The organism is Micromonospora humi (assembly GCF_900090105.1).
Classification (GTDB): domain Bacteria; phylum Actinomycetota; class Actinomycetes; order Mycobacteriales; family Micromonosporaceae; genus Micromonospora; species Micromonospora humi.
In genome coordinates this window covers 221,130-242,314 of the sequence record NZ_FMDM01000010.1, presented here as the reverse complement: position 1 = coordinate 242,314, position 21,185 = coordinate 221,130, and the positions used below count along the sequence as shown (strand labels likewise).

The following is a 21,185-nucleotide window of genomic DNA, read 5'->3' as shown; positions in this document are numbered from 1 at the left end:
GGCGACGCGGGCCGGGGAGTGGATGCGGTGCGGAGGGCGGGAAGCGGGTCAGCCGCGTCGACCGAGCCGTGGCTCAGCGGGGCTGACGGTGGGCCCGGCCACGACTGGGAGGATCGCTATCTCGCACAGCGATCACCTCCTGCGGTCGGCGGGGCCCGGAACGCGGGCGCACATCGGCCCGCAGACAGCGATCAGCGTACACCGGGAGCGCTCGTGCCGCGCGTCCGGGCGGGCCGTCCGGCGCGGTCCGCGCACCGGTCACCAACGCCAGGACCGCGGCCAGCACCGGCAGCCAGCACAGCCGGGCGAACAGCCAGCCCGGCCCGGTCGGCGCGGTGTGCAGCCCGGGCAGGAGCGCCAGGTGGGCGAGCAGGGCGGTCACGCCGACCAGTACCGGCTGGTGCCACAGGTAGATCCGCACCGCGCGCCGGTTGACCGCGGTCACCGCGCCGGCCACCGCCGGCCGGCTCAGCAGTCCGGCCAGCGCCGGGCGCAGCAGCACCGCGAACCCGACCTGCGCCACCGCCAGGGCCACCGCGAACAGCGACGGCGGGTGCAGGTTGGACGTCGCCGCGCCGGGTACCCCCACCGCGCTCACCGGGTAGCCGGCCGCGATCGCCGCGGCGATCCCCACCGCGCCGGTCACCGCCAGCGCCGCGCCGGCCCGGCGGCCGGTCAGCCGCCCGTCGGCGTGCGCGACGCCGAGCAGCCACGGCACCGACCAGGCCGCCAGCACCGCGGCCGGGAGCCGACCGGGCAGCGCGCCGCCGGCGAGATCCAGGGCAGCCACCACGGCCGCCGCCGTGCCGGCGCAGCGCAGCGGACCCCAGCGGCGTACGGCGGAGCGCAGCGGGCCGGCCGAGACGGAGAACGCCAGCAGCGGCAGCAGGAACCACAGCGGACTGACCGCGAGCGTCAGCGCCACCGACAGGGTCGCGTCCGGCACGCCGAGGACGATCGCGCTGAGCAGCAGAGTGGCGCCCACCCCGAGCAGCGCCAGCGTCGGCCGCAGCAGCCGGCCCAGTCGTCGGGCCGTGCCGTGCCGGTCCGACGAGCGGGTGGACGCGTAACCGGCGGCGAAGAAGAACAGGCCGAGCGTCTGCAACACCCAGCTCGCCGGCGCCAGCGCCGGCATGGTGGCCAGTGGGCTGGCCGTGGCGAGCGTGCCGTCCTGGCCGACCACGAGCGCGGTGACCAGCCAGTGCCCGAGCACGACCCCGCCGATCGCGACGGCGCGCAGCGCGTCGACGACCGGGTCGCGGCTCACCGGGTCACCTCCGGGTCGCCGCCGAGCACCACGGACGCCACCGCCGCCGTGGTGCCGCCGCCCTCGGACAGGTAGCCGTCGTGCCCGGCCACCCCGCCGGTGGGCAGTCGCCGGGCGCCGAACGCCGGGTCACCGGGGCGGATCCCGTGCCCCAGCCCGGGCAGGCGCACCGCGGGCACGCGGTGGATCCAGTCGGTGGTGGCCTCCGCCGCCCACACCCGCACCGGAACCAGGTCGGTGGCCCGGTCCACGCCGAGCCCCACCCCGCCGAGCGTCACCACGTCCGTGACGGTGGGCGGCGCCGCGCGGGCGGCGAGACCGACCACTACCGCGCCGTAGCTGTGCCCGACGAGGGTGACCCGGGCGGTCGGCCGGCGGTCGGCCAACGTCCGCAGGTGGGCCGCGAGGGCGCGGGCGCCCCGGCGCGCGGGGGCCGTGCCGGCCGCTGCCGCCACCGAGTCGGGCGGGGGGTAGCCGAGCCAGACCAGCACGGCGACCCGCGCCGTGGGGGCGGTGGTCCGCAACGCGTGGTACAGGGCGCGTCCCTGCCGGGCCGGCGCGCGCCCGGCCACCCCGCCCAGCCCCCTGTCGAAGTCGGACAGCCGGGTGCGCGCGCCGGGCACCAGCACCACGATCCGCTCCGCGCCGGCCAGGTCGCCGAGCACCTCCACGGCGAGGCCGCCGCCCCGGTCGAAGGCCAGGAACCGCCGGCCGGCGGCGGCCCACCCGGCGTACGGGGCCCCGGCCGCCCGCATCCGCGCCGCCGTCACCGGGTACGCCTCGACGTAACTCGGCGCGGCGACGGCCACCTGTCGGTCCGGCACCAGCAGCCCGAGGCCGAGCAGCACGGCCGCGGCCGTCCGGCCGATGCGAATCCACCTCATCGTCGTCTCCCCTCGAAGCGGTCACGAGGGAGAGTGCGCGGGCGGCCACCGCGCCGTCGTCACTCCGGGGAGCCGTTCCCGGCGTCCCACCGGGGAGCTACTCGCCGGCCGCCACCAACCCCGTCTCGTACGCGACCACGACGGCCTGCGCCCGGTCGCGCAGCCGCAGCTTGGCCAGGATCCGCCCGACGTGGGTCTTGACGGTCTGCTCGGCGACCACCAGGTCGGCGGCGATCTCCGCGTTCGAGCGACCGCGGGCGATGAGGCGGAGCACGTCGACCTCCCGGGGCGTCAACCCGGCCAGGTCGGTGGGGCGGGGCCGGCGGTGGTCGGGGCGGGCGGCGAAGTCGGCGATGAGCCGTCGGGTGACCGCCGGGGCGAGGAGCGCGTCGCCGGCCGCCACGACCCGCACGGCGTGCACGAGATCCGCGGCGGGCGCGTCCTTGAGCAGGAAGCCGCTCGCCCCGGCGCGCAGCGCCTCGTAGACGTAGTCGTCGAGGTCGAAGGTGGTCAGGACGAGTACCCGGGGCCGCTCGGCCCGGGCGTCGCCGAGCAGCCGGCGGGTCGCCGCGAGCCCGTCGAGCACGGGCATCCGCACGTCCATCAGCACCACGTCCGGGTCCAGCCGGCGGGCCTCGGTCACCGCCTCCGCGCCGTCGGCGGCGTCGCCGACCACGAGGAGGTCCGGCTGGGCGCTCAGCAGCGCGCCGAACCCCTGCCGCACCATCGCCTGGTCGTCGGCGATCAGCACCCGGATCATCGCGTCGCACCCTCTTCCTCGTACGGCAGCCGCGCGTCGACGGCGTACCCCCCGTCGTCGAGCGGCCCGGCGGTGAAGGCGCCACCGAGCGCCCGCGCCCGCTCGCGCATGCCGGTGACGCCGTGGCCGCTGCCCCGCTCGCCGGCCGGCGAACCCGGCGAACCGGCGGTGTTGACGATCCGTACCGTCAGCGCGCCGGCGGTCGCGCGGACGACGACCCGGACCTCCCCGCCGGGGGCGTGCCGGGCCGCGTTCGCCAGCCCCTCCTGCACGATCCGGTACGCCGCCAGCCCGACCGGCCCGGGAACCGCCGCGAGCGGCTCGTCCACCTCCAGCCGGACCGGCAGGCCGGCGCGGCGGGCCCCGTCCACCATGCCGTCGAGGTCGGCGAGCCCGGGCTGCGGGGCGGTCTGCGGGCCGGTGGGCTCGCTGCGCAGCACCCCCAGCAGCCGTCGCATGTCGGTCAGGGCCTCGCGGGCGGCGTCGGCGATGGCGACGAACTCCTGCCGGGCCGGTTCCCGCACGTCGGCGAGGCGGTAGGGCGCGGTCTCGGCCTGCACGGCGATCATCGACATGTGGTGGGCGACCACGTCGTGCATCTCCCGGGCGATCCGAGCGCGCTCCTCCAGCACGGCCCGGCGCTCGGCCTCCCGTTCGCTGAGCGCGGTCTGCGCGGCCAGCGCGCGTCGCGACGTCCGGTTGCCCCGGACCAGGTCGCCGAGGACCAGCAGGGTCAAAAGCAGGGCGAGGACGCCGACCTGGTTGTTGCGGTCGACCAGCGTGAGGACCGGTACCGAGGTGATCAGGCCCACCCACACCAGCACCGGTCGGTCGACGCGCGCGGCCACCACCGCGACCACCAGCAGCGAGCCGAGCACCAGCACCGGGTTCCACGGCCAGGGCGCGCCGGCCGGCGGGTTGAAGGTGCAGACGCTGAGCGCCACCACGGTGAGCCGCCAGGCCAGCAGCGGACGGCGCGGCAGGGCGAGCAGCGGCGCCACGGTCAACGCCGCGAAGACGATGGTGACGAGCCCGGGCAGATGTCTCTCGTTCTCGCTGGCCAGGGTCGCGGCGAACAACCCGACCACGGCGAGGAGGCCGATCGGCCCGAGGTACGGCGCCAGCGCCGGCCAGCGTGTCGACGCCGGCCGGGCGGGCGGCGGGTCCGCGGCCCAGACGGCGCGACGCAGCGCCCGCCACGCGACACGGGCCGGGTGTTCCTCCATCATCGGCAGCGTACGGACCGGTGGCGTCGACGTCGTCGGTCCACGGGACCACGTTCCTCGTCATACCCGGGGGTGAGCTGGGCGGGTTAGCGCTTACCTGCCGGTAACCCCTAGGCTCCGACCGACCGGGAGATCAGTTGAGCAGAGGGGGACCCGTGGCCCGTACCGTGCTGGTGACCGGCGGAAACCGGGGAATCGGGCTGGCCATCGCGCAGGCCTTCGCCAAGCAGGGCGACCGGGTGGCGGTGACCCATCGCAGCGGCGAGGCACCCGAGGGCTTCTTCGGGGTGCGGTGCGACGTGACCGACGCCGAGTCGGTGGACGCCGCGTTCGCCGCCGTCGAGGCCGAGCTGGGCCCGGTCGAGGTGCTGGTGGCCAACGCCGGCATCACCGACGACACGCTGATCATGCGGATGTCCGACGAGCAGTTCACCCGGGTGGTCGACACCAACCTGGCCGGCTCGTTCCGGGTCGCCAAGCGTGCCTCGACCAAGATGCTCCGGGCCAGGTGGGGCCGGATGATCTTCATCTCCTCGGTGGTCGGCCTCTACGGCGGCCCCGGCCAGGTCAACTACGCCGCGAGCAAGGCCGGCCTGGTCGGCGTGGCCCGTTCGATCACCCGCGAGCTGGGCGGCCGCAACATCACCGCGAACGTGGTGGCCCCCGGCTTCATCGACACCGACATGACCGCGGCGCTGCCCGAGGAGCGCCGCACCGAATACCGCAAGGCCATCCCGGCCGGCCGCTTCGCCGAGCCGGAGGAGGTGGCCGCCGTGGTCACCTGGCTCGCCTCGGACGCGGCCGGCTACATCTCCGGCGCCGTCATCCCGGTCGACGGCGGCCTCGGCATGGGTCACTGAGAGAGAGCACGGAGGAACTGCGCAATGTCCGGACTCCTGGCCGGTAAGCGGCTGCTGGTCACCGGTGTCATCACCGAGGCCTCCATCGCGTTCTCCGTGGCGAAACTCGCCCAGGAGAACGGCGCCCAGGTCGTGCTCACCGGCTACGGCCGACTCTCCCTGGTGGAGCGGATCGCCAAGCGGCTGCCCGAGCCGGCGCCGGTGATCGAGGTGGACGTCACCAACGACGAGCACCTGGCCGGCCTGGCCGACCGGGTACGCGAGCACGTCGACGGCCTGGACGGGGTGGTGCACTCGATCGGGTTCGCCCCGCAGAGCTGCCTCGGCGGCGGCTTCCTCGACGCGCCCTGGGCGGACGTGGCGACCGCGCTCCAGGTCTCCACGTTCTCCTACAAGTCGCTCGCCATGGCGGCGCTGCCGTTGATGTCGCCGGGCGGCGCGGTGGTGGGCCTCACCTTCGACGCCACCAAGGCGTGGCCGGTCTACGACTGGATGGGCGTGGCGAAGGCCGGGCTGGAGTCCGCCTCCCGCTACCTGGCGCTGCACCTGGGCAAGCAGGGCATCCGCAGCAACCTGGTCGCGGCCGGCCCGCTGCGCACCATCGCGGCCAAGTCCATCCCCGGCTTCGACCAGTTCGAGGACGCCTGGACCGAGCGGGCCCCGCTGGGCTGGAACCTCACCGACTCCGAGCCGGCCGCGCGGGCCTGCCTGGCGCTGCTGTCCGACTGGTTCCCGGCCACCACCGGCGAGATCGTCCACGTCGACGGCGGCTACCACGCCATCGGCGCCTGAGCTGAACGGCGCCCCCACCGCCAGCGGTTAGGAGGGGCCCCTTCTTATGCAGAATGCGATAAGAAGGGGCCCCTCCTAACCGGCCGGCGCCGAGGCGTAACCGCGCTGAGCAGGGGGCGTCGCACGAACGTCACGGCGGTCGAGGAAGAATGGGGCCATGGCGTACGACGCGTTGGTGCTGGTCTCCTTCGGTGGCCCGGAACGGCCCGAGGACGTTCTTCCCTTCCTCCAGAACGTGACCCGGGGGCGCGGGGTGCCGCCGGAGCGGCTGGCCGAGGTCGCGGAGCACTACCTGCACTTCGGCGGCGTGTCCCCGATCAACCAGCAGTGTCGCGACCTGCTCGCGGCGATCCGGGCGGACTTCGCCGCCAACGGCGTCGACCTGCCGGTCTACTGGGGCAACCGCAACTGGGACCCGATGCTCGCCGACACGGTGGCGCAGATGCGCGACGACGGGATCACCCGGGCGCTGGCGTTCGTCACCAGCGCCTACGGCGGCTACTCGTCCTGCCGGCAGTACCAGGAGGACATCGCGACGGCCCGGGCCGCGGTCGGCCCGGACGCCCCGCTGATCGAGAAGCTCCGCCAGTTCTGGGACCACCCCGGTTTCGTCGAGCCGCACGCCGACGCGGTGCGCTCCGCGTTGGCCCAGCTCGACCCGGCCAGGCGGGACAGCACCCGGCTGGTCTTCACCGCCCACTCGATCCCGGTCTCGGCGGCGGCCACGGCCGGCCCGCACGGCGGCCGCTACACCGCGCAGCTCGAGGAGACCGCCCGCCTGGTGCACGCCGCGGCCGCGCCCGACCTGCCGTACGAGCTGGTGTGGCAGAGCCGGTCCGGCCCGCCGCAGGTGCCGTGGCTGGAACCGGACATCAACGACCACCTGACCGGCCTCGCCGAGCAGGGGGTGACGAGCGTGGTGGTCAGCCCGATCGGCTTCGTCTCCGATCACCTGGAGGTGGTCTGGGACCTGGACACCGAGGCCCTGGAGACGGCGAAGCAGCTCGGCCTGGACTTCGTCCGTGCCGGCACCCCGGGCACCGATCCGCGGTTCGTGGCGATGGTCCGGGAGCTGGTGCGGGAGCGCACCGCGGCGGACGAGGAGCGCCGCCGCCTCGGCGAGCTGCCGGCCTGGGACACCTGCCCGGCGCTGTGCTGCGTACCCCCGGCCCGCCGGCCCTGATCCCGACCGACAACCGACACCCTGGGGACGACACGATGCATGACCGCAAGCCGGTGCAGAGCTGGCTCACCGACATGGACGGCGTGCTGGTGCACGAGGGCCAGCCGGTGCCCGGCGCCCCGGAGTTCGTCAAGAAGCTGCGCGCCTCCGGCAAGCCGTTCCTGGTGCTGACCAACAACTCCATCTACACCCCGCGCGACCTGCAGGCCCGCCTGGCCCGGATGGGGCTGGACGTGCCGGAGGAGGCGATCTGGTCGTCCGCGCTGGCCACCGCCCAGTTCCTGGCCGACCAGCGGCCGGGCGGGACCGCGTACGTCATCGGTGAGGCCGGTCTGACCACGGCCCTGCACGCGGTGGGGTACGTGCTCAGCGACTTCGCCCCGGACTACGTGGTGCTGGGGGAGACCCGCACCTACAGCTTCGAGGCGATCACCAAGGCGATCCGGCTGATCGACGACGGCGCCCGGTTCATCTGCACCAACCCGGACGCCACCGGCCCGTCGGTCGAGGGCGCGCTGCCGGCGGCCGGCTCGGTGGCCGCGATGATCTCCAAGGCGACCGGGGTGGAGCCCTATTTCGTCGGCAAGCCCAACCCGATGATGATGCGGTCGGCGTTGAACACCATCGACGCGCACTCGGAGTCCACCGCCATGATCGGCGACCGGATGGACACCGACATCCTGTGCGGTCTGGAGGCCGGGCTGGAGACGATCCTGGTGCTCACCGGCATCAGCAGTCGGGCCGAGGCCGAGCGGTACCCGTACCGGCCGTCCCGGATCGTCGACTCGGTGGCCGACCTGATCGACGAGGTCTGAGTCGACGGGCTACAGGCGCAGCGGGGCGTTGCAGGCGGCGACCAGGGCCTGCCGGCAGGCGGTGGTCAGCGGTCGCAGCGCCGCGTCCCGCTGCTGCGCCTCGTGGTTGTTCACCGCGCCGCCCGGGGCGCTCTCCCCGGCCAGGGCGAGCACCCGGTCGAGCACGGCCGCGCGGGCGAACAGCCGGCGGGACCGTGGGTCGAAGCCGGGCGGCAGGTCGGTGCCGCCGTCGGGGCGGCGCAGCGCGGCGAGCGCGCCGGCCAGCTCGGGCCGCCACTGGGCGACGTCCAGCCGGGTCAGCGCCGCGGTCGTCTCGGCGAGCGCGGCGGCCAACTCGGCCTCGGCCTCCGCCGCGCCGGGTGTGATCAGGGACGCCTTCGGCGCGTCCGCGGGCAGCGGGTGGACCCGCCAGAGCACTGTCTCCCAGGTCATCCCGGAGCCGGAGGTGTGCGTGCGGACCTCGGGCACCAGCCCGAGCCCGCTGGCCACCACCGCCTCGCCGGCCAGCAGCGCGGCCCCGGCGAACGCGCCGGGGCCGGGCAGCCCGCGCGGGTCGCCGGGTGCGGGCAGCACCAGGCGGATCTCGTCCGGGGAGTGCTTGGCCAGGCTGGGCAGCGCCTCGCGCAGGGACACGTCGGTCCAGGTGCCGGGGGCGTCGGCGACGAGGTGCTCCTCGTCGCCGGCGATGGCGTCGGCGACCTCGTCGAACGGCACGAGCCCGGCGCGCCAGGCGCGCACCCAGGCGACGAACCGGCTCGACCGGCGCGGGGCCAGCGTGGCCGCGCCCGTTGCGGGGGAGGACATGCGGAAAGGGTACGTGGTAGCCGCCGCCGCTGTCTCGGCTGCCGCTCCGCTGGCGTGGCCTGCCCCCAACTACCCCCTTCGCACCGGTTCGTGCCGCAGGACGGGGGCCCGCCCGGCGCGTCGGCGGGCGACACGCCGGCCGCGGTGGTTAGCGTGATCCGCATGGCAGGGCGATACGACGGGGACGTGCTGGCGGGTGACTGGCGACGGCGGAAGGTGACTCCCGAGGTCGACGCCGAGCCCGACCTGGTGGTGGAGGACGCCGACTCCGGGTTCTGCGGCGCGGTGGTCGGCTTCGACTCCGGCGCCGTGGTGCTGGAGGACCGGCACGGGCGCCGGCGCAACTTCCCGCTGCTGCCGGCCGCGTTCCTGCTCGACGGTCGCCCGGTCACCCTGCGCCGTCCGGTCCGCGCCCCGGTCCCCGCCGCCCGGCGGCGCACCGCGTCCGGCTCGATCGCCGTGGACGACGTGCGGGCGCAGGTCGCCAAGGCCAGCCGGATCTGGGTGGAGGGCGTGCACGACGCCGCGCTGGTCGAGCGGATCTGGGGCGACGACCTGCGGATCGAGGGCGTGGTGGTGGAGCCGCTCGACGGCATCGACGACTTGGCGGCCGAGGTGCGCGCGTTCGCGCCCGGCCCGGACCGGCGGCTCGGCGTGCTGGTCGACCACCTCGTCCCCGGCTCCAAGGAGAGCCGGATCGTGGCCCGGGTGACGTCGCCGCACGTGCTGGTCACCGGGCACCCCTATGTGGACGTGTGGCAGGCGGTGCGACCGGCGGCGCTGGGCATCGCGGCCTGGCCGGTGGTGCCGCCCGGCCGTCCCTGGAAGGAGGGCGTCTGCGCGGCGCTCGGGGTGGCCGAGCCGGCGGACATGTGGCGGCACATCCTGTCCCGGGTGGACAGTTTCGCGGACGTCGAGACGCCGTTGATCAACGCGATGGAGCGGTTGATCGATTTCGTCACCTCGCCTTAGTGGTTGCGGTTGGGGGCCGGGGGCGACCGTGCCCGGCTCCGGGCGGTCAGGCTTGATCCCTGCGCCGGGCACGGTCGCCCCCGGCCCCGTCGGGTGCCGGGTTCGCGGCTCGGTGCCGGCGGCGGTGGGGTGGAGCTGTCGGGGTGCCACGAGTTCGCTGGTGTGGGCCGGTCAGCGGGGTGAGTCATCGGTGTCATCACGTCTGTAGGCGCCTGAGGGGGTTCCCGGTGCCGGCGCGGCACGTGGTGCCGATCCGTGGCCCGGCGGATGTTCCGGCGGGTGGGCGGCGCTTGGTGGCGGGTCGGCGCGTGGGGCTCAGGGGGCCTGGTCGGGGGATCGGGTGAGGACGAAGGTGGCGATGTCCAGCGCGACCGCGGCGCCGGTCTGGTCGCGGACGACGGTGAGGATCTCGCCGTCCTGCGGGCCGGAACGGCCCCGCCAGCGGTCCGGGCCCTCCGGGGTGAACCGGAGCAGCGGTTTGCCGACCAGGCCGCCCACCAGGTCACCGGCCGGGTCGACGCGGAACTCGTACTCGACGCCCATCCACCACCAGCGGCCGGTCAGCTCGACCAGCTCCGCGGCGGGCGGCGTGGCGGCCGGGCGCCACGGGTCGGGCGCGGTCGGCTCGGTGTCCAGCACCCGGGTGAGCACGTCGCGGGCGAGCCCGGAGATGTGGTGGCCGCGACGCATCCCGTACGAGTTGGCGAAGTCCACCACGGCGGTCCGGGTGGGGCGGTGCACGACCAGGCCGGCGACGTACCCGGGCATGGAACCGCCGTGGCCGACGTAGACCCGTTCGCCGACCCGGTAGAACTCCACGCCGAGGCCGTGGCCGCCGGTCCACGAGTCGGGGTCGCTGATCGCCACCGGAACGCACATCTCGGCCAGCGTCGCCGGGTCGAGCAGCGCCGGGTCCGGGTCGGCGAGGAACGCCGCCCAGCGGGCCAGGTCCTCGACGGTCGACCAGAGCTGCCCGGCCGGCGCCATCGCTCCGCTGTCGGTCAGCGGCTCCTCCCGCAGCGTCTCGTGCCAGGGGTGGACGACGAACCCCCGGGCGTACGGCTCGGTCGGGGGCACGGTGGTGCGGCGCATGCCCAGCGGCGCGAGCAGCCGGTCGGTCAGCAGCTCGGCCCACGGTGCGCCGGCGATCCGCTCCAGCGCGGCGCCGAGCAGCCCGTACGCCAGGTTGGAGTAGTGGTAGGTGAGGTGCGGCGGGTGGGCGATCTTGCCCGGGGTCAGCCCGGCGAGCAGCGTGTCCAGGTCCCGGCCCGGCGCGCGTTCCCACCACTCGCCGCCGTCCGGTTCGCGTTGCAGGCCGCTGGCGTGCCCGAGCAGTTGGCGGACGGTGAGCGCGCCGACCGGGGTGCCGGGCAGGTGCGTGTCGAGCGGGTCGTCCAGGGCGAGGCGCCCGGCGTCACGCTGCTGCATCACCAGCACCGCGGTCATGGTCTTGGTGATCGAGCCGATCCGGTACTGCAGGTCCGCGTCGGGGCGGGGGTGCTCGCCGGCGACCGCCAGGTGCGCCAGCTCACCGTCGCGGACCACGCCCAGCGCGAGCGACGGGGCGTGTCCCTCGGCCTGGGCGCGGGCCACCAGCAGGTCCACCTGGCGTGCGGTCTCGGGCAGCAGTGCCATCTCGTCCTCCTCGTCGCCGTGCGGTGGACCGAGCCTAGCGATCATGACAGTTCGATGACACGTGCGTTCACGTGTCACGATTGGTCTCGTGGACGCCGTGTTCTGGATCGTTCTGGGTGTGGTATTGGCGGTCGCCGAGATCTTCACGACGACGCTGTTCCTGATCATGTTCGGCGTCGGGGCGTTCGCCGCCGCCGGTGCGGCGGCCCTCGGTGCGCCGGTGGCGCTCCAGGCGGTGATCTTCGCGGTGGTGTCGGCGCTGTCCCTGGCGCTGGCCCGGCCGGTGATCCGCCGCAACGCCCGTTCGGCGCTGGAAACCGGCGACCAGCCGTTCGGCGTGGAGGCGATCGAGGGAGCCACCGCGGTGGTGCTGGAGGCGGTGGACGCCGACCGCGGCATGGTGAAGATCGATGGTGAGCTGTGGACGGCCCGGTCGTTCGACGCGACGCAGCGCTACGCGGCGGGCGAGCGGGTGCAGGTGATAAAGGTCCGGGGCGCTACCGCTCTGGTCTGGCAGGACGACATTTCCGCCCCGGGTGAGCTGCCCGAAGCGAGAGGGTGAACCATATGGAGTTTGCAGCGTACCTGTTGATCGCCGTGGCGGTGATCGTCGTGGTGACACTGGCCAAGGCGGTGCGGATCGTGCCGCAGCAGCGCCAGGACGTGGTGGAGCGGCTCGGCAAGTACAAGCGCACGCTGAACCCGGGTCTCAACCTGCTGGTGCCGTTCGTGGACGCAGTGCGCACCAAGGTCGACCTGCGCGAGCAGGTGGTCAGCTTCCCGCCGCAGCCGGTGATCACCTCCGACAACCTGGTCGTGTCGATCGACACCGTCCTCTACTTCAAGGTCGTCGACTCGGTCCGCGCCACCTACGAGATCTCGAACTTCCTCCAGGCGATCGAGCAGCTCACCGTCACCACGCTGCGGAACGTGATCGGCTCGCTGGACCTGGAGCGCGCGCTGACCAGCCGCGAGGAGATCAACAGGCACCTCTCCGGCGTGCTGGACGAGACCACCGGCCGGTGGGGCATCAAGGTCACCCGGGTCGAGATCAAGGCGATCGAGCCGCCGCCGAGCATCCGCGACTCGATGGAGAAGCAGATGCGCGCCGAGCGGGACCGCCGCGCCGCGATCCTCAACGCCGAGGGGCACAAGCAGTCGCAGATCCTCACCGCCGAGGGTGAGAAGCAGGCCGCGGTGCTGCGCGCCGACGGTGACCGGCAGGCCCGGATCCTCCAGGCCGAGGGTCAGGCCAAGGCCATCCGCACCGTCTTCGACGCGATCCACACCGCCAACCCGAGCCAGAAGGTGCTGGCCTACCAATACCTCCAGGCGCTCCCGCAGATCGCCAACGGCACCGCCAACAAGGTCTGGATCGTGCCGACCGAGCTGACCAAGGCCCTGGAGGGCATGGGCGGCGCGCTGGGCGGCCTGGCCAACATGGCGGGCGACGCCCCGGCGCCGGGGGCCAGCCAGACCGCCGGCGAGGTCGAGCGGGAGGCCGCCGAGGCGGCCCAGGCCGCGGCCGTCGCGGCCCAGGAGATCCACGACGAGGTACGCGTGGCGGAGGCGCAGGCCACCGGTGGCAACACGGCGAAGGGCCTGCCGGCGCCGGAGCCGGTGTCCCCGGAGACGCTGCTCACCGACCCGGCCGACCAGCGCGAGCGGGGCTGACCGGCAAATCCGAGAATCGCTCATCCGGCGCCCCGGCGGCTGCCACCATCGGTCTTGAGGACGGGTGGTGAGCAGGGCCGGGGCGCCGTCGTGCGTCCCAGGCCACCCCTGACGCGAGCGAGGTGGCGCATGACGGAACCGGCGAACCGGCTCTTCTCCCGTACCCCGGTCCCCGGCGCGCACGACCCCGGCGGACCGCTCGGCTCCCGGCGGACCGGGGGCGGGTTCGGGGTGCTGCCGTTCGTCTCCGAGCCCGGGCCCGGCGCGCCGGCCACGGACGCGACCTGGGCCTGGTCGGTCCGCCGGTTCGCCCGGGCGGCGGTCTGGCTGCTGCCGGCCTACGCGGTCCTCTACGGCGTGGTGGCGATGGCCAGCGACGGCGGCGTCGGCAACGACCCCTACCCGGCCGACGGCCAGCCGCTCTACCTGGTCGGCTGGGTGGCGTCGGTCTGGCTCGGCCTGCTCGCCCTGCTCGCGCTCACCGGGCTGCTCGCGGCCACCCGCTGTCGTCGGATCGCGCTGGCCGGGCTGCTCGCCAGCATCGGCGGGATGGTGCTGATGCTGCCGTTCGCCGGGCTCGCCGAGCAGACGCCGGTGTTCGGGCTGACCGCGCGCGGCATCGTGCTGTTCGGTGCGACCTGCTACAGCGTGGGGTGGTTCCTCACCGGTTGGTCGGTGGCCCGGTCCGGGATGTTCTCCTACGGCGACGGGACGATGCTGATGATCGCCGCCCCGCTGCTCGGCCTCGGCGGCGCGTTGATCGGCTCGTTGCAGACCTTCGGCGCGATCTTCGTGCTGGTCGCCGGCATCGGCATCGGCTACCGCAGCGGTCGCCTGGTGCCCGAGACGATCGCCCGCGACGCGGCCAGCGCCAGCGTCGCCGCCGCCCCCGCCCCACCCGCGTCACCGGACGGCCCACTTGCCGCCGGTTGACCGGTTTCCCGGCGGGCGCCGAGGCTGGACAGTTGCCGTGAGGTAACTGACAGTTGCCTGGCGAACTGGCCGGTAGGTGGCTTTCGCGGCAATCCTGGAGTCCATGCCGTCTCCCCGGTCGCCGTTGTCGCGCCTGTTCACCGTGCTGCTCGCGGGCCTGCTCGCCGGGCTCGTCCTCGCGCTCGCCGCGCTCCCGACCGGCCTGCTCGGCGGGTTCGTCGCCAAGGCGAGCCTCGGGGCCTACGAGGAACTGCCCGACGCGCTGCGCACCCCCGTGCAGCCGCAGCGCTCCTACCTCTACGCCAACGACGGCAAGACGCTGATCACCACGTTCTACGACGTGAACCGCACCGACGTGCCGCTTGCCGAGATCGCCCCGGTGATGCGCCAGGCGATCATCTCGGCCGAGGACCGGCGGTTCTACTCGCACGGCGGCGCCGACCTGCGGGGCATCGCCCGCGCGCTGGTCGCCAACGTCAAGGGCGGCGGCACCGAGCAGGGCGGCTCCACGCTCACCATGCAGTACGTCCGCAACGTGCTCAAGACCGACCCGAACCGCACCGCCGAGGAGCGGCAGGCCGCCACCGAGCAGACCGTCGGGCGCAAGCTCCAGGAGATCCGGTACGCGAACGCGCTGGAGCGGTCGCTGTCCAAGGACGAGATCCTCAACCGCTACCTGAACATCGCGTACTTCGGCTCCGGCGCGTACGGGGTCGCCGCCGCCGCCCAGCGCTACTTCGGCAAGGCGCCGGCCGACCTGACCCTCGGCGAGGCGGCGCTGCTCGCCGGCCTGGTCCAGTCGCCCGACGAGTACAGCCCGATCGACGGCGACAAGAACCAGGCGCTCGACCGCCGTGGGTACGTGCTCGACTCGATGGTCGAGACCGGCGCGATCACCGCCGCGCAGGCCGCGGCGGCCAAGGCCGCGCCGCTCACGCTGCGCCCGACCGCCCAGCCCAACGGCTGCACCGCGACCGCGCAGGGCCACGACGACTGGGGCTTCTTCTGCGACTACCTGCGCCAGTGGTGGCTCACCCAGCCGGCCTTCGGCGACACCGCCGAGGAGCGCGAGCAGGCGCTGCGCCGGGGCGGCTACCGGGTGGTCACCACGCTCGACGCGAAGATCCAGCAGACCGCGCAGACGCAGGCCACCAAGGTCTACGGTTACGACGACAAGCGCGCGCTGCCGATCGCGGCGGTCGAGCCCGGCACCGGCCGGGTGCTCGCCATGGCGGTCAACCGGCACTACAGCCTGGCCGACAACCCGGACGGGCAGGCCAACCACCCGAACACGGTGAACCCGTTGATCTCCGGCGGCGCCAGCGTCGACGGCTACCAGGCCGGCTCCACCTTCAAGATGTTCACCATGCTGGCCGCGCTGGAGGCCGGCAAGCCGCTCGCCACAGGCTTCGACGCGCCGGCCAAGCTGCCCACCCGCTACGCCTCGGACGCCGAGGGCAACTGCGACGGCACGTGGTGCCCGGGCAACGCCAACCCGGAGTGGATGGACGGCTACCGGATGATGTGGGACGGCTTCGGCCGCTCCGTGAACACCTACTTCGTCTGGCTGGCCGAGCAGGTCGGCGAGGACAAGGTGGTCGAGATGGCGCAGCGCCTCGGCATCACCTTCCGGGCCGACTCGGACGCCGCCTTCGCCCGCGACAACGCCGCGAACTGGGGCGCGTTCACGCTCGGCGTGGCCGCCACCACCCCGCTCGACCTGGCCAACGCGTACGCGACGGTGGCCGCCGAGGGCACCTACTGCTCGCCGCTGCCGGTGGTCTCGGTCACCGCGCCGGACGGCGGCAGGGTCGACGTGGGGCAGCCGAACTGCAAGCGGGTGCTGGAACCCGACGTGGCCCGGGCGGCCACCGACGCGGCCCGCTGCCCGGTGGGTCAGCAGTCCGCGTACGGGCAGTGCAACGGCGGCACCGCCACCGGCGTCGACGGGATCGTCGACCGGCCGGTGGCGGGCAAGACGGGCAGCTCGGAGAAGAACGCCACCGAGACGTTCGTCGGGTACACCCCGCAGGTGGCCGTCGCCGGCATCGCCGCCAACCCGGACGACTCGACCGACCTGGTCGGCTCCGCCGTGCAGGCCAAGGTGATCGACGCGGTGGCCCGGACGATCCGGACGGCGGTCGCCGGCAAGCCGGTGCGCGACTTCACCGCGCCCAGCCGCGAGCTGGCCGGCAACCCGCAGCGCCCGCAGCCCCGCCCGCAGCCCCAACCTCAGCCGCGTGAGGACAACCGCAACCTCCCGTCGGACCTGCTCCGCTGGCTCCAGGGCCGGGGTTAGTGCAAGGAGGGGCCCCTTCTTAACGCATTCTGCATAAGAAGGGGCCCCTCCAAACACCCCACCGGAGACCCGGCGCGCGATGTCGGATCCGGCGCGGCGGCTCCGACCCACTGGCGAGCGCGCCCGACGATGGGCGCGCCGGTGAGCGGAGGAACGTGCCATGAGCGAGGTCATCTACTGGGTGCACCAGTCGGTCGACGGCTTCATCGAGGGGCCGAACGGTGAGTTCGACTGGCCGGCCATGGGCGACGAGCTGTCCGCGTACTCCATCGGGTTGACCGAGCGGGCCGGCGCGTTCGTCTACGGGCGGCGGGTGTGGGAGATGATGTCCTCCTACTGGCCGCAGGTCGAGTCGATCTCCGACCACCCGCACGACCTGGCGTTCGCGCCGATCTGGCGGCGTACCCCGAAGGTGGTCGTCTCCCGCACGCTCGCCGCGGCCGACCACGGTGCCCGGGTGATCGGTGGCGGCGACCTGGCGGCGGAGCTGACCGAGCTGCGCGAGCGGTTCGACGGGGATCTGCTGGTCACCGGCGGGACGGGCGCGGCGACGGCACTGGCCGCGCGCGGGCTGGTCGACGAGTACCAGGTGGTCGTGCACCCGGTGCTGCTCGGCGGCGGCCGGCAGGTGCTGCCCCACCTCGCCCGCCAGGACCTGCGGCTGGTCTCCACGCGCGGCTTCGACGGCCGTTCGGTGCTGCTGCGCTACCGGCGCGCGTGACCGGCGACGCCCCGCGCGGCCCCACACGCGGGGCCCGGCGGGGCGTGCGGGGCCGGCCGGGCCGCGCACGGCCGCGCGGCGGCCCGGTCGGTCAGCGACCGCGGCGGCGGGGCCGGTAGGTGGCGAGCGCGGCGGGCACGCCGCGGCGGAGGATGCCGGCCCGGTCGCTGTCCCCGCGCAGCACCGCGGCGGCCGTCTTGCGGGCCTGCTCGGCGGTGAAGTGCGGCGGCAGCATCAGCTCCGCCGGGTCGACCACGGCGTTGACCACGGTCGGCCGGTCGGCGTCGAGCACCCGCCGCCACAGGTCGGGCACCTGCCCGGGGGCGTCGACCAGTTCGCCGCGCAGCCCCAGCACCTCCGCCCACCTGTGGTACGCCACGTCCGGCAGGTCCTGGCTGTCCGGGAACATCGGCGCCCCCTCGCCGGAGCGCTGTTCCCAGCTGACGAACGCCAGCTCCCGGTTGTTGAGCACCAGCACGGCGAACCGGGGGTCGGCCCACTCCCGCCAGTACTTCGCCACCGTGATCAGCTCGTTGACGCCGTTCATCTGCATCGCCCCGTCGCCGAGCAGCGCGATCACCGGGCGGTCCGGGTGGGCGAACTTCGCCGCCAGCGCGTACGGCATGCCGCCGCCCATGGACAGCAGCGTGCCCGACAGGCTGGCCAGCATGCCGGGGCGGACCCGCAGGTGCCGGGCGTACCAGGCGGTGGCGGTGCCGCAGTCCACGGCGAGCATGGCGTCGTCGGGCAGCGCGTCGTCGAGCGCGGCGAACAGCGACTGCGGGTTGACCGGATCGGCCGGCTGCCCGGCCAGCTCGCGCTGGGCGGCCCGCCACTTGCCGGTGGCGTCGGCGATGGTGGCCCGCCAGGCGGTCGGGGCCGGGCCGGGGCCCAGCTCGTCGAGGAGGGCCCGCAGCGTGGGTCCGGCGTCGCCGGTCAGGTTGACCTCGGTGGGGTAGCGCAACCCCATCCGGCTGCCGTCCACGTCGATCTGCACCGCGCGGGCCTGACCCTCCGGCGGGTAGAACTCCGAGTACGGCATCTGGCTGCCGACGATGAGCAGCCGGTCGCACCCGCGCATGAGTTCCGAGCTGGGACGGGTGCCGAGCAGGCCGATCGCGCCGGTCACCCAGGGCTGCCGGTGGTCGACGGCGGCGAAACCGAGCAGGGCGGTGGCCACCCCGGCGCCGAGCCGGTCGGCGATCCGGCGTACCTCGTCCTCGGCGCCGAGCGCGCCCTGCCCGACCAGCATCGCCACCCGCTCGCCGCCGCGCAGCACCTCGGCGGCCCGGCGGACGTCCGCCGCCGGCGGCGCGGCCGGCGGGCTGCTCGGCACCGCGCTGGTGTGGTAGTAGCCGTGCGCGTGCGGCGGGTCCGGCACCGCCGGTTCGTCCTGCACGTCTGCGGGGAGGACCAGGGCGGTCACGGTACGCCGGGCCAGTGCGGTGCGGCAGGCCCGGTCCACCAGGTGCCGGGTCTGCGACGGGTCGTCGAGCTGGGCCAGGAAGTCGCCGGCCACGTCCTTGTAGAGCGCGAGCAGGTCCACCTCCTGGTAGTAGCCGCCGCCCTCGGCGGGCAGCGCGGTGTGCCCGAGCAGGGCGACCACCGGCTGGTGGTCGAGCTTGGCGTCGTAGAGGCCGTTGAGCGCGTGGATGGCGCCCGGGCCGCTGGTCACCACCACGCAGCCGAGCGGGCCGCCGCCGTACTTGACGTGCGCGCCGGCCGCGAAGCCGGCGGTCTCCTCGTGGCGGACCTGGATGAACCGGGCGTGCTCCTTCGCCCGTTGCAGCGCCGAGGTCATCCCGTTGATCCCGTCGCCGGGGTAGCCGTAGTAGCGGTGCACGCCCCACTCGGCGAGCCGGGCCACGATCTGGTCGGCGACGGTGGCGTCGCGGGGCAGCGCGCCGTCGTCGGGGTGGTCCGCGCCCATCGTGGTGGTCCCTTCGTCGGTGTCCGCTTCTCCGCTCCGTTCCCCGCGTCGGGCGGCGGAAACCCGGCCCGCGCCGGGGCGGCCCGGGGCACCGGGGGAGAATCGGCCGGTGCCCGTCCACGAGATCACCGACCCCGACGACGACCGGATCGCCGACTACCGCGCGCTCACCGACGTGGAGCTGCGGACCCGCTGGGAGCCCCCGCACGGCCTGTTCATCGCCGAGGGGGAGCTGGTGCTGCGGCGGGCGCTGCGGGCCGGCTACCCGGCCCGGTCGTACCTGGTCGAGTCGAAGCGGGCGGACCAGCTCGCCGACCTCGACGCCGGTGACGTCCCGGTGTACGCGGCCACCGCCGAGGTGCTCCAGCGGACCACCGGTTTCCACGTGCACCGGGGCGTGCTCGCGTCGTTCCACCGCCGGCCGTTGCCGCCGGCCGCCGAGGTGCTGGCCGCCGCCCGGCGGGTGGTGATCCTGGAGGACGTCAACAACCACACCAACCTGGGCGCGATCTTCCGGGCCGTGGCGGCGCTCGGGGTGGACGCCGTGCTGCTGTCGCCGACCTGCGCCGACCCGCTCTACCGGCGCAGCGTCCGGGTCAGCATGGGCGAGGTGTTCGCGGTGCCGTACGCGAAGCTGGAGCGCTGGCCGGCCGGCCTGGAGGAGGTGCGGGCGGCGGGTTTCACCGTGCTCGCCCTGACGCCGGCGCCGGACGCCGTGCCGATCCAGCGGCTCACCGACGGCCAGCGGGCCCGGGCGGCGCTGCTGCTGGGCGCGGAGGGCGCCGGGCTGACCCGGGCGGCGATGGCGGCGAGCGACGTGCGGGTGGTGATCCCGATGCGCCGGGGCGTGGACTCGCTGAACGTCGCCGCGGCCACGGCGGTGGCCTGCTGGGAACTGGGACGCGACGATCCGCTTGCATGATCATGCGCCGTGGTGCATAATCTTCCTGTGTCCAAGGTTCTCACCTCCCTGCCCACCGGCGAACGTGTCGGCATCGCCTTCTCCGGCGGCCTCGACACCTCCGTCGCGGTCGCGTGGATGCGCGACAAGGGCGCCGTGCCCTGCGCCTACACCGCCGACATCGGCCAGTACGACGAGCCCGACATCGGCTCCGTGCCGGGCCGCGCGCTCAGCTACGGCGCCGAGGTGGCCCGGCTGGTCGACTGCCGAGCCGCCCTGGTCGAGGAGGGGCTGGCGGCGCTGACCTGCGGCGCCTTCCACATCCGCTCGGGCGGCCGGGCCTACTTCAACACCACGCCGCTGGGCCGGGCCGTCACCGGCACCCTGCTGGTGCGGGCGATGGTCGCCGACGACGTGCAGATCTGGGGCGACGGCTCGACGTTCAAGGGCAACGACATCGAGCGCTTCTACCGCTACGGCCTGCTGGCCAACCCGCAGCTGCGCATCTACAAGCCGTGGCTGGACACCGCCTTCGTCACCGAGCTGGGCGGGCGCAAGGAGATGTCGGAGTGGCTGCTCGACCGGGGCCTGCCCTATCGCGACAGCACCGAGAAGGCCTACTCCACCGACGCCAACATCTGGGGCGCGACCCACGAGGCGAAGACCCTCGAACACCTCGACACCGGCATCGAGACTGTCGATCCGATCATGGGCGTCCGGTTCTGGGACCCGGCGGTGGAGATCCCCACCGAGGACGTCACGATCGGCTTCGACCAGGGTCGCCCGGTCACGATCAACGGCAAGGAGTTCGGCAGCGCGGTCGACCTGGTGCTGGAGGCCAACGCCATCGGCGGCCGGCACGGCCTGGGCATGTCCGACCAGATCGAGAACCGGATCATCGAGGCCAAGAGCCGGGGCATCTACGAGGCGCCGGGCATGGCGCTGCTGCACGCCGCGTACGAGCGGCTGGTCAACGCCATCCACAACGAGGACACCCTGGCGAACTACCACACCGAGGGCCGCCGCCTCGGCCGGCTGATGTACGAGGGCCGCTGGCTCGACCCGCAGGCGCTGATGCTGCGCGAGTCGTTGCAGCGCTGGGTCGGCACCGCGGTCACCGGTGAGGTGACGCTGCGGCTGCGCCGGGGCGAGGACTACTCGATCCTGGACACCACCGGGCCGGCGTTCAGCTACCACCCGGACAAGCTGTCCATGGAGCGCACCGAGGACTCGGCGTTCGGCCCGTCCGACCGGATCGGCCAGCTCACCATGCGCAACCTGGACATCGCCGACTCGCGGGCCAAGCTGGAGCAGTACGCGTCGCTCGGCATGGTCGGCGGCACCGCGCCGCAGCGGATGGTTGGCGCGGCGCAGGCCGCCTCGACCGGTCTGATCGGCGCGATGCCGCAGGGCGGCGCGGAGGCCATCGCCTCCCGCGGCGTGCCCTCGGCCGAGGACGAGTGGCTCGACCGGGCCGCGATGGAGTTCGGCGTCGACTGAGCGGAACCTCCGCCCGGGGCGGGCCTTCG

Annotated in this window: 19 protein-coding genes; 12 read left to right on the top strand and 7 right to left on the bottom strand. The window is 74.3% G+C overall.

Annotation, left to right across the window (positions count from 1 at the left end; translation table 11 throughout):
- Positions 1-73 precede the first annotated feature (73 nt).
- The 4 genes from GA0070213_RS20205 to GA0070213_RS20190 form a co-directional block, all read right to left on the bottom strand.
- Positions 74-1,267 (bottom strand): acyltransferase family protein, encoded by a 1,194-nt coding sequence (locus tag GA0070213_RS20205; RefSeq protein ID WP_091066764.1) that lies wholly within the window; start codon positions 1,265-1,267, stop codon positions 74-76.
- Positions 1,264-2,151: an alpha/beta hydrolase gene (locus tag GA0070213_RS20200; RefSeq protein WP_091066761.1), complete on the bottom strand. Its 888-nt coding sequence runs from the start codon at positions 2,149-2,151 to the stop codon at positions 1,264-1,266. Before GA0070213_RS20200 ends, GA0070213_RS20205 begins: the two co-directional genes overlap by 4 nt.
- Positions 2,152-2,248: 97 nt before the next feature.
- The gene (locus GA0070213_RS20195) at positions 2,249-2,911 is read right to left on the bottom strand and encodes a response regulator (protein WP_091066758.1); all 663 of its coding nucleotides are present in this window, start codon (positions 2,909-2,911) and stop codon (positions 2,249-2,251) included.
- On the bottom strand, positions 2,908-4,137 hold the full coding sequence (locus GA0070213_RS20190; protein ID WP_091066908.1) for a sensor histidine kinase: 1,230 nt from the start codon (positions 4,135-4,137) through the stop codon (positions 2,908-2,910). Before GA0070213_RS20190 ends, GA0070213_RS20195 begins: the two co-directional genes overlap by 4 nt.
- A 155-nt stretch (positions 4,138-4,292) precedes the next feature.
- On the opposite strand from GA0070213_RS20190, the gene fabG reads away from it, so the two are divergent.
- The 4 genes from fabG to GA0070213_RS20170 all read left to right on the top strand — a co-directional run bounded on the left by fabG (position 4,293) and on the right by GA0070213_RS20170 (position 7,787).
- Entirely contained in the window at positions 4,293-4,997 is a 705-nt protein-coding gene (gene fabG, locus GA0070213_RS20185) for a beta-ketoacyl-ACP reductase (protein WP_091066754.1), read from the top strand.
- A 24-nt stretch (positions 4,998-5,021) separates the two neighbouring features.
- On the top strand, positions 5,022-5,789 hold the full coding sequence (gene fabI, locus GA0070213_RS20180) for an enoyl-ACP reductase FabI (protein ID WP_091066749.1): 768 nt from the start codon (positions 5,022-5,024) through the stop codon (positions 5,787-5,789).
- A 157-nt stretch (positions 5,790-5,946) separates the two neighbouring features.
- Positions 5,947-6,972, top strand: coding sequence for a ferrochelatase (locus GA0070213_RS20175; RefSeq protein ID WP_091066746.1), 1,026 nt, complete (start codon positions 5,947-5,949; stop codon positions 6,970-6,972).
- A complete protein-coding gene (locus GA0070213_RS20170) occupies positions 6,921-7,787 on the top strand; it encodes an HAD-IIA family hydrolase (protein ID WP_175441419.1) in 867 nt (288 codons plus the stop codon). Before GA0070213_RS20175 ends, GA0070213_RS20170 begins: the two co-directional genes overlap by 52 nt.
- A gap of 9 nt (positions 7,788-7,796) precedes the next feature.
- Here the strand turns inward: GA0070213_RS20170 and GA0070213_RS20165 are convergent, their stop codons facing one another.
- On the bottom strand, positions 7,797-8,591 hold the full coding sequence (locus GA0070213_RS20165) for a hypothetical protein (protein ID WP_091066742.1): 795 nt from the start codon (positions 8,589-8,591) through the stop codon (positions 7,797-7,799).
- Between the two features lie 162 nt (positions 8,592-8,753).
- Here GA0070213_RS20165 and GA0070213_RS20160 point away from each other — a divergent pair, with 162 nt between their 5' ends.
- On the top strand, positions 8,754-9,563 hold the full coding sequence (locus GA0070213_RS20160) for a DUF3097 domain-containing protein (RefSeq protein ID WP_091066901.1): 810 nt from the start codon (positions 8,754-8,756) through the stop codon (positions 9,561-9,563).
- A gap of 315 nt (positions 9,564-9,878) precedes the next feature.
- Here GA0070213_RS20160 and GA0070213_RS20155 read toward each other — a convergent pair whose 3' ends face one another.
- Positions 9,879-11,198 (bottom strand): serine hydrolase domain-containing protein, encoded by a 1,320-nt coding sequence (locus GA0070213_RS20155; RefSeq protein ID WP_091066897.1) that lies wholly within the window; start codon positions 11,196-11,198, stop codon positions 9,879-9,881.
- 88 nt (positions 11,199-11,286) lie between these two features.
- On the opposite strand from GA0070213_RS20155, the gene GA0070213_RS20150 reads away from it, so the two are divergent.
- From GA0070213_RS20150 to GA0070213_RS20130, 5 genes are all read left to right on the top strand, one after another.
- Positions 11,287-11,760: an NfeD family protein gene (locus tag GA0070213_RS20150; RefSeq protein WP_091066739.1), complete on the top strand. Its 474-nt coding sequence runs from the start codon at positions 11,287-11,289 to the stop codon at positions 11,758-11,760.
- A 5-nt stretch (positions 11,761-11,765) separates the two neighbouring features.
- Complete coding sequence (locus GA0070213_RS20145; protein WP_091066735.1) at positions 11,766-12,872, top strand: SPFH domain-containing protein; 1,107 nt, start codon at positions 11,766-11,768, stop codon at positions 12,870-12,872.
- Between the two features lie 129 nt (positions 12,873-13,001).
- Positions 13,002-13,805 (top strand): hypothetical protein, encoded by an 804-nt coding sequence (locus tag GA0070213_RS20140; protein WP_091066730.1) that lies wholly within the window; start codon positions 13,002-13,004, stop codon positions 13,803-13,805.
- 103 nt (positions 13,806-13,908) lie between these two features.
- Entirely contained in the window at positions 13,909-16,104 is a 2,196-nt protein-coding gene (locus tag GA0070213_RS20135) for a transglycosylase domain-containing protein (RefSeq protein WP_091066728.1), read from the top strand.
- Between the two features lie 160 nt (positions 16,105-16,264).
- Complete coding sequence (locus GA0070213_RS20130; RefSeq protein WP_091066725.1) at positions 16,265-16,825, top strand: dihydrofolate reductase family protein; 561 nt, start codon at positions 16,265-16,267, stop codon at positions 16,823-16,825.
- A gap of 91 nt (positions 16,826-16,916) precedes the next feature.
- On the opposite strand, the gene GA0070213_RS20125 is transcribed toward GA0070213_RS20130, so the two are convergent.
- Complete coding sequence (locus tag GA0070213_RS20125) at positions 16,917-18,755, bottom strand: thiamine pyrophosphate-requiring protein (protein ID WP_091066722.1); 1,839 nt, start codon at positions 18,753-18,755, stop codon at positions 16,917-16,919.
- A 109-nt stretch (positions 18,756-18,864) separates the two neighbouring features.
- Between GA0070213_RS20125 and GA0070213_RS20120 the strand changes: the two genes are divergently transcribed.
- A complete protein-coding gene (locus tag GA0070213_RS20120) occupies positions 18,865-19,677 on the top strand; it encodes a TrmH family RNA methyltransferase (protein ID WP_091066719.1) in 813 nt (270 codons plus the stop codon).
- Between the two features lie 27 nt (positions 19,678-19,704).
- Positions 19,705-21,156 (top strand): argininosuccinate synthase, encoded by a 1,452-nt coding sequence (gene argG / locus GA0070213_RS20115; protein WP_091066716.1) that lies wholly within the window; start codon positions 19,705-19,707, stop codon positions 21,154-21,156.
- Positions 21,157-21,185: the final 29 nt, after the last annotated feature.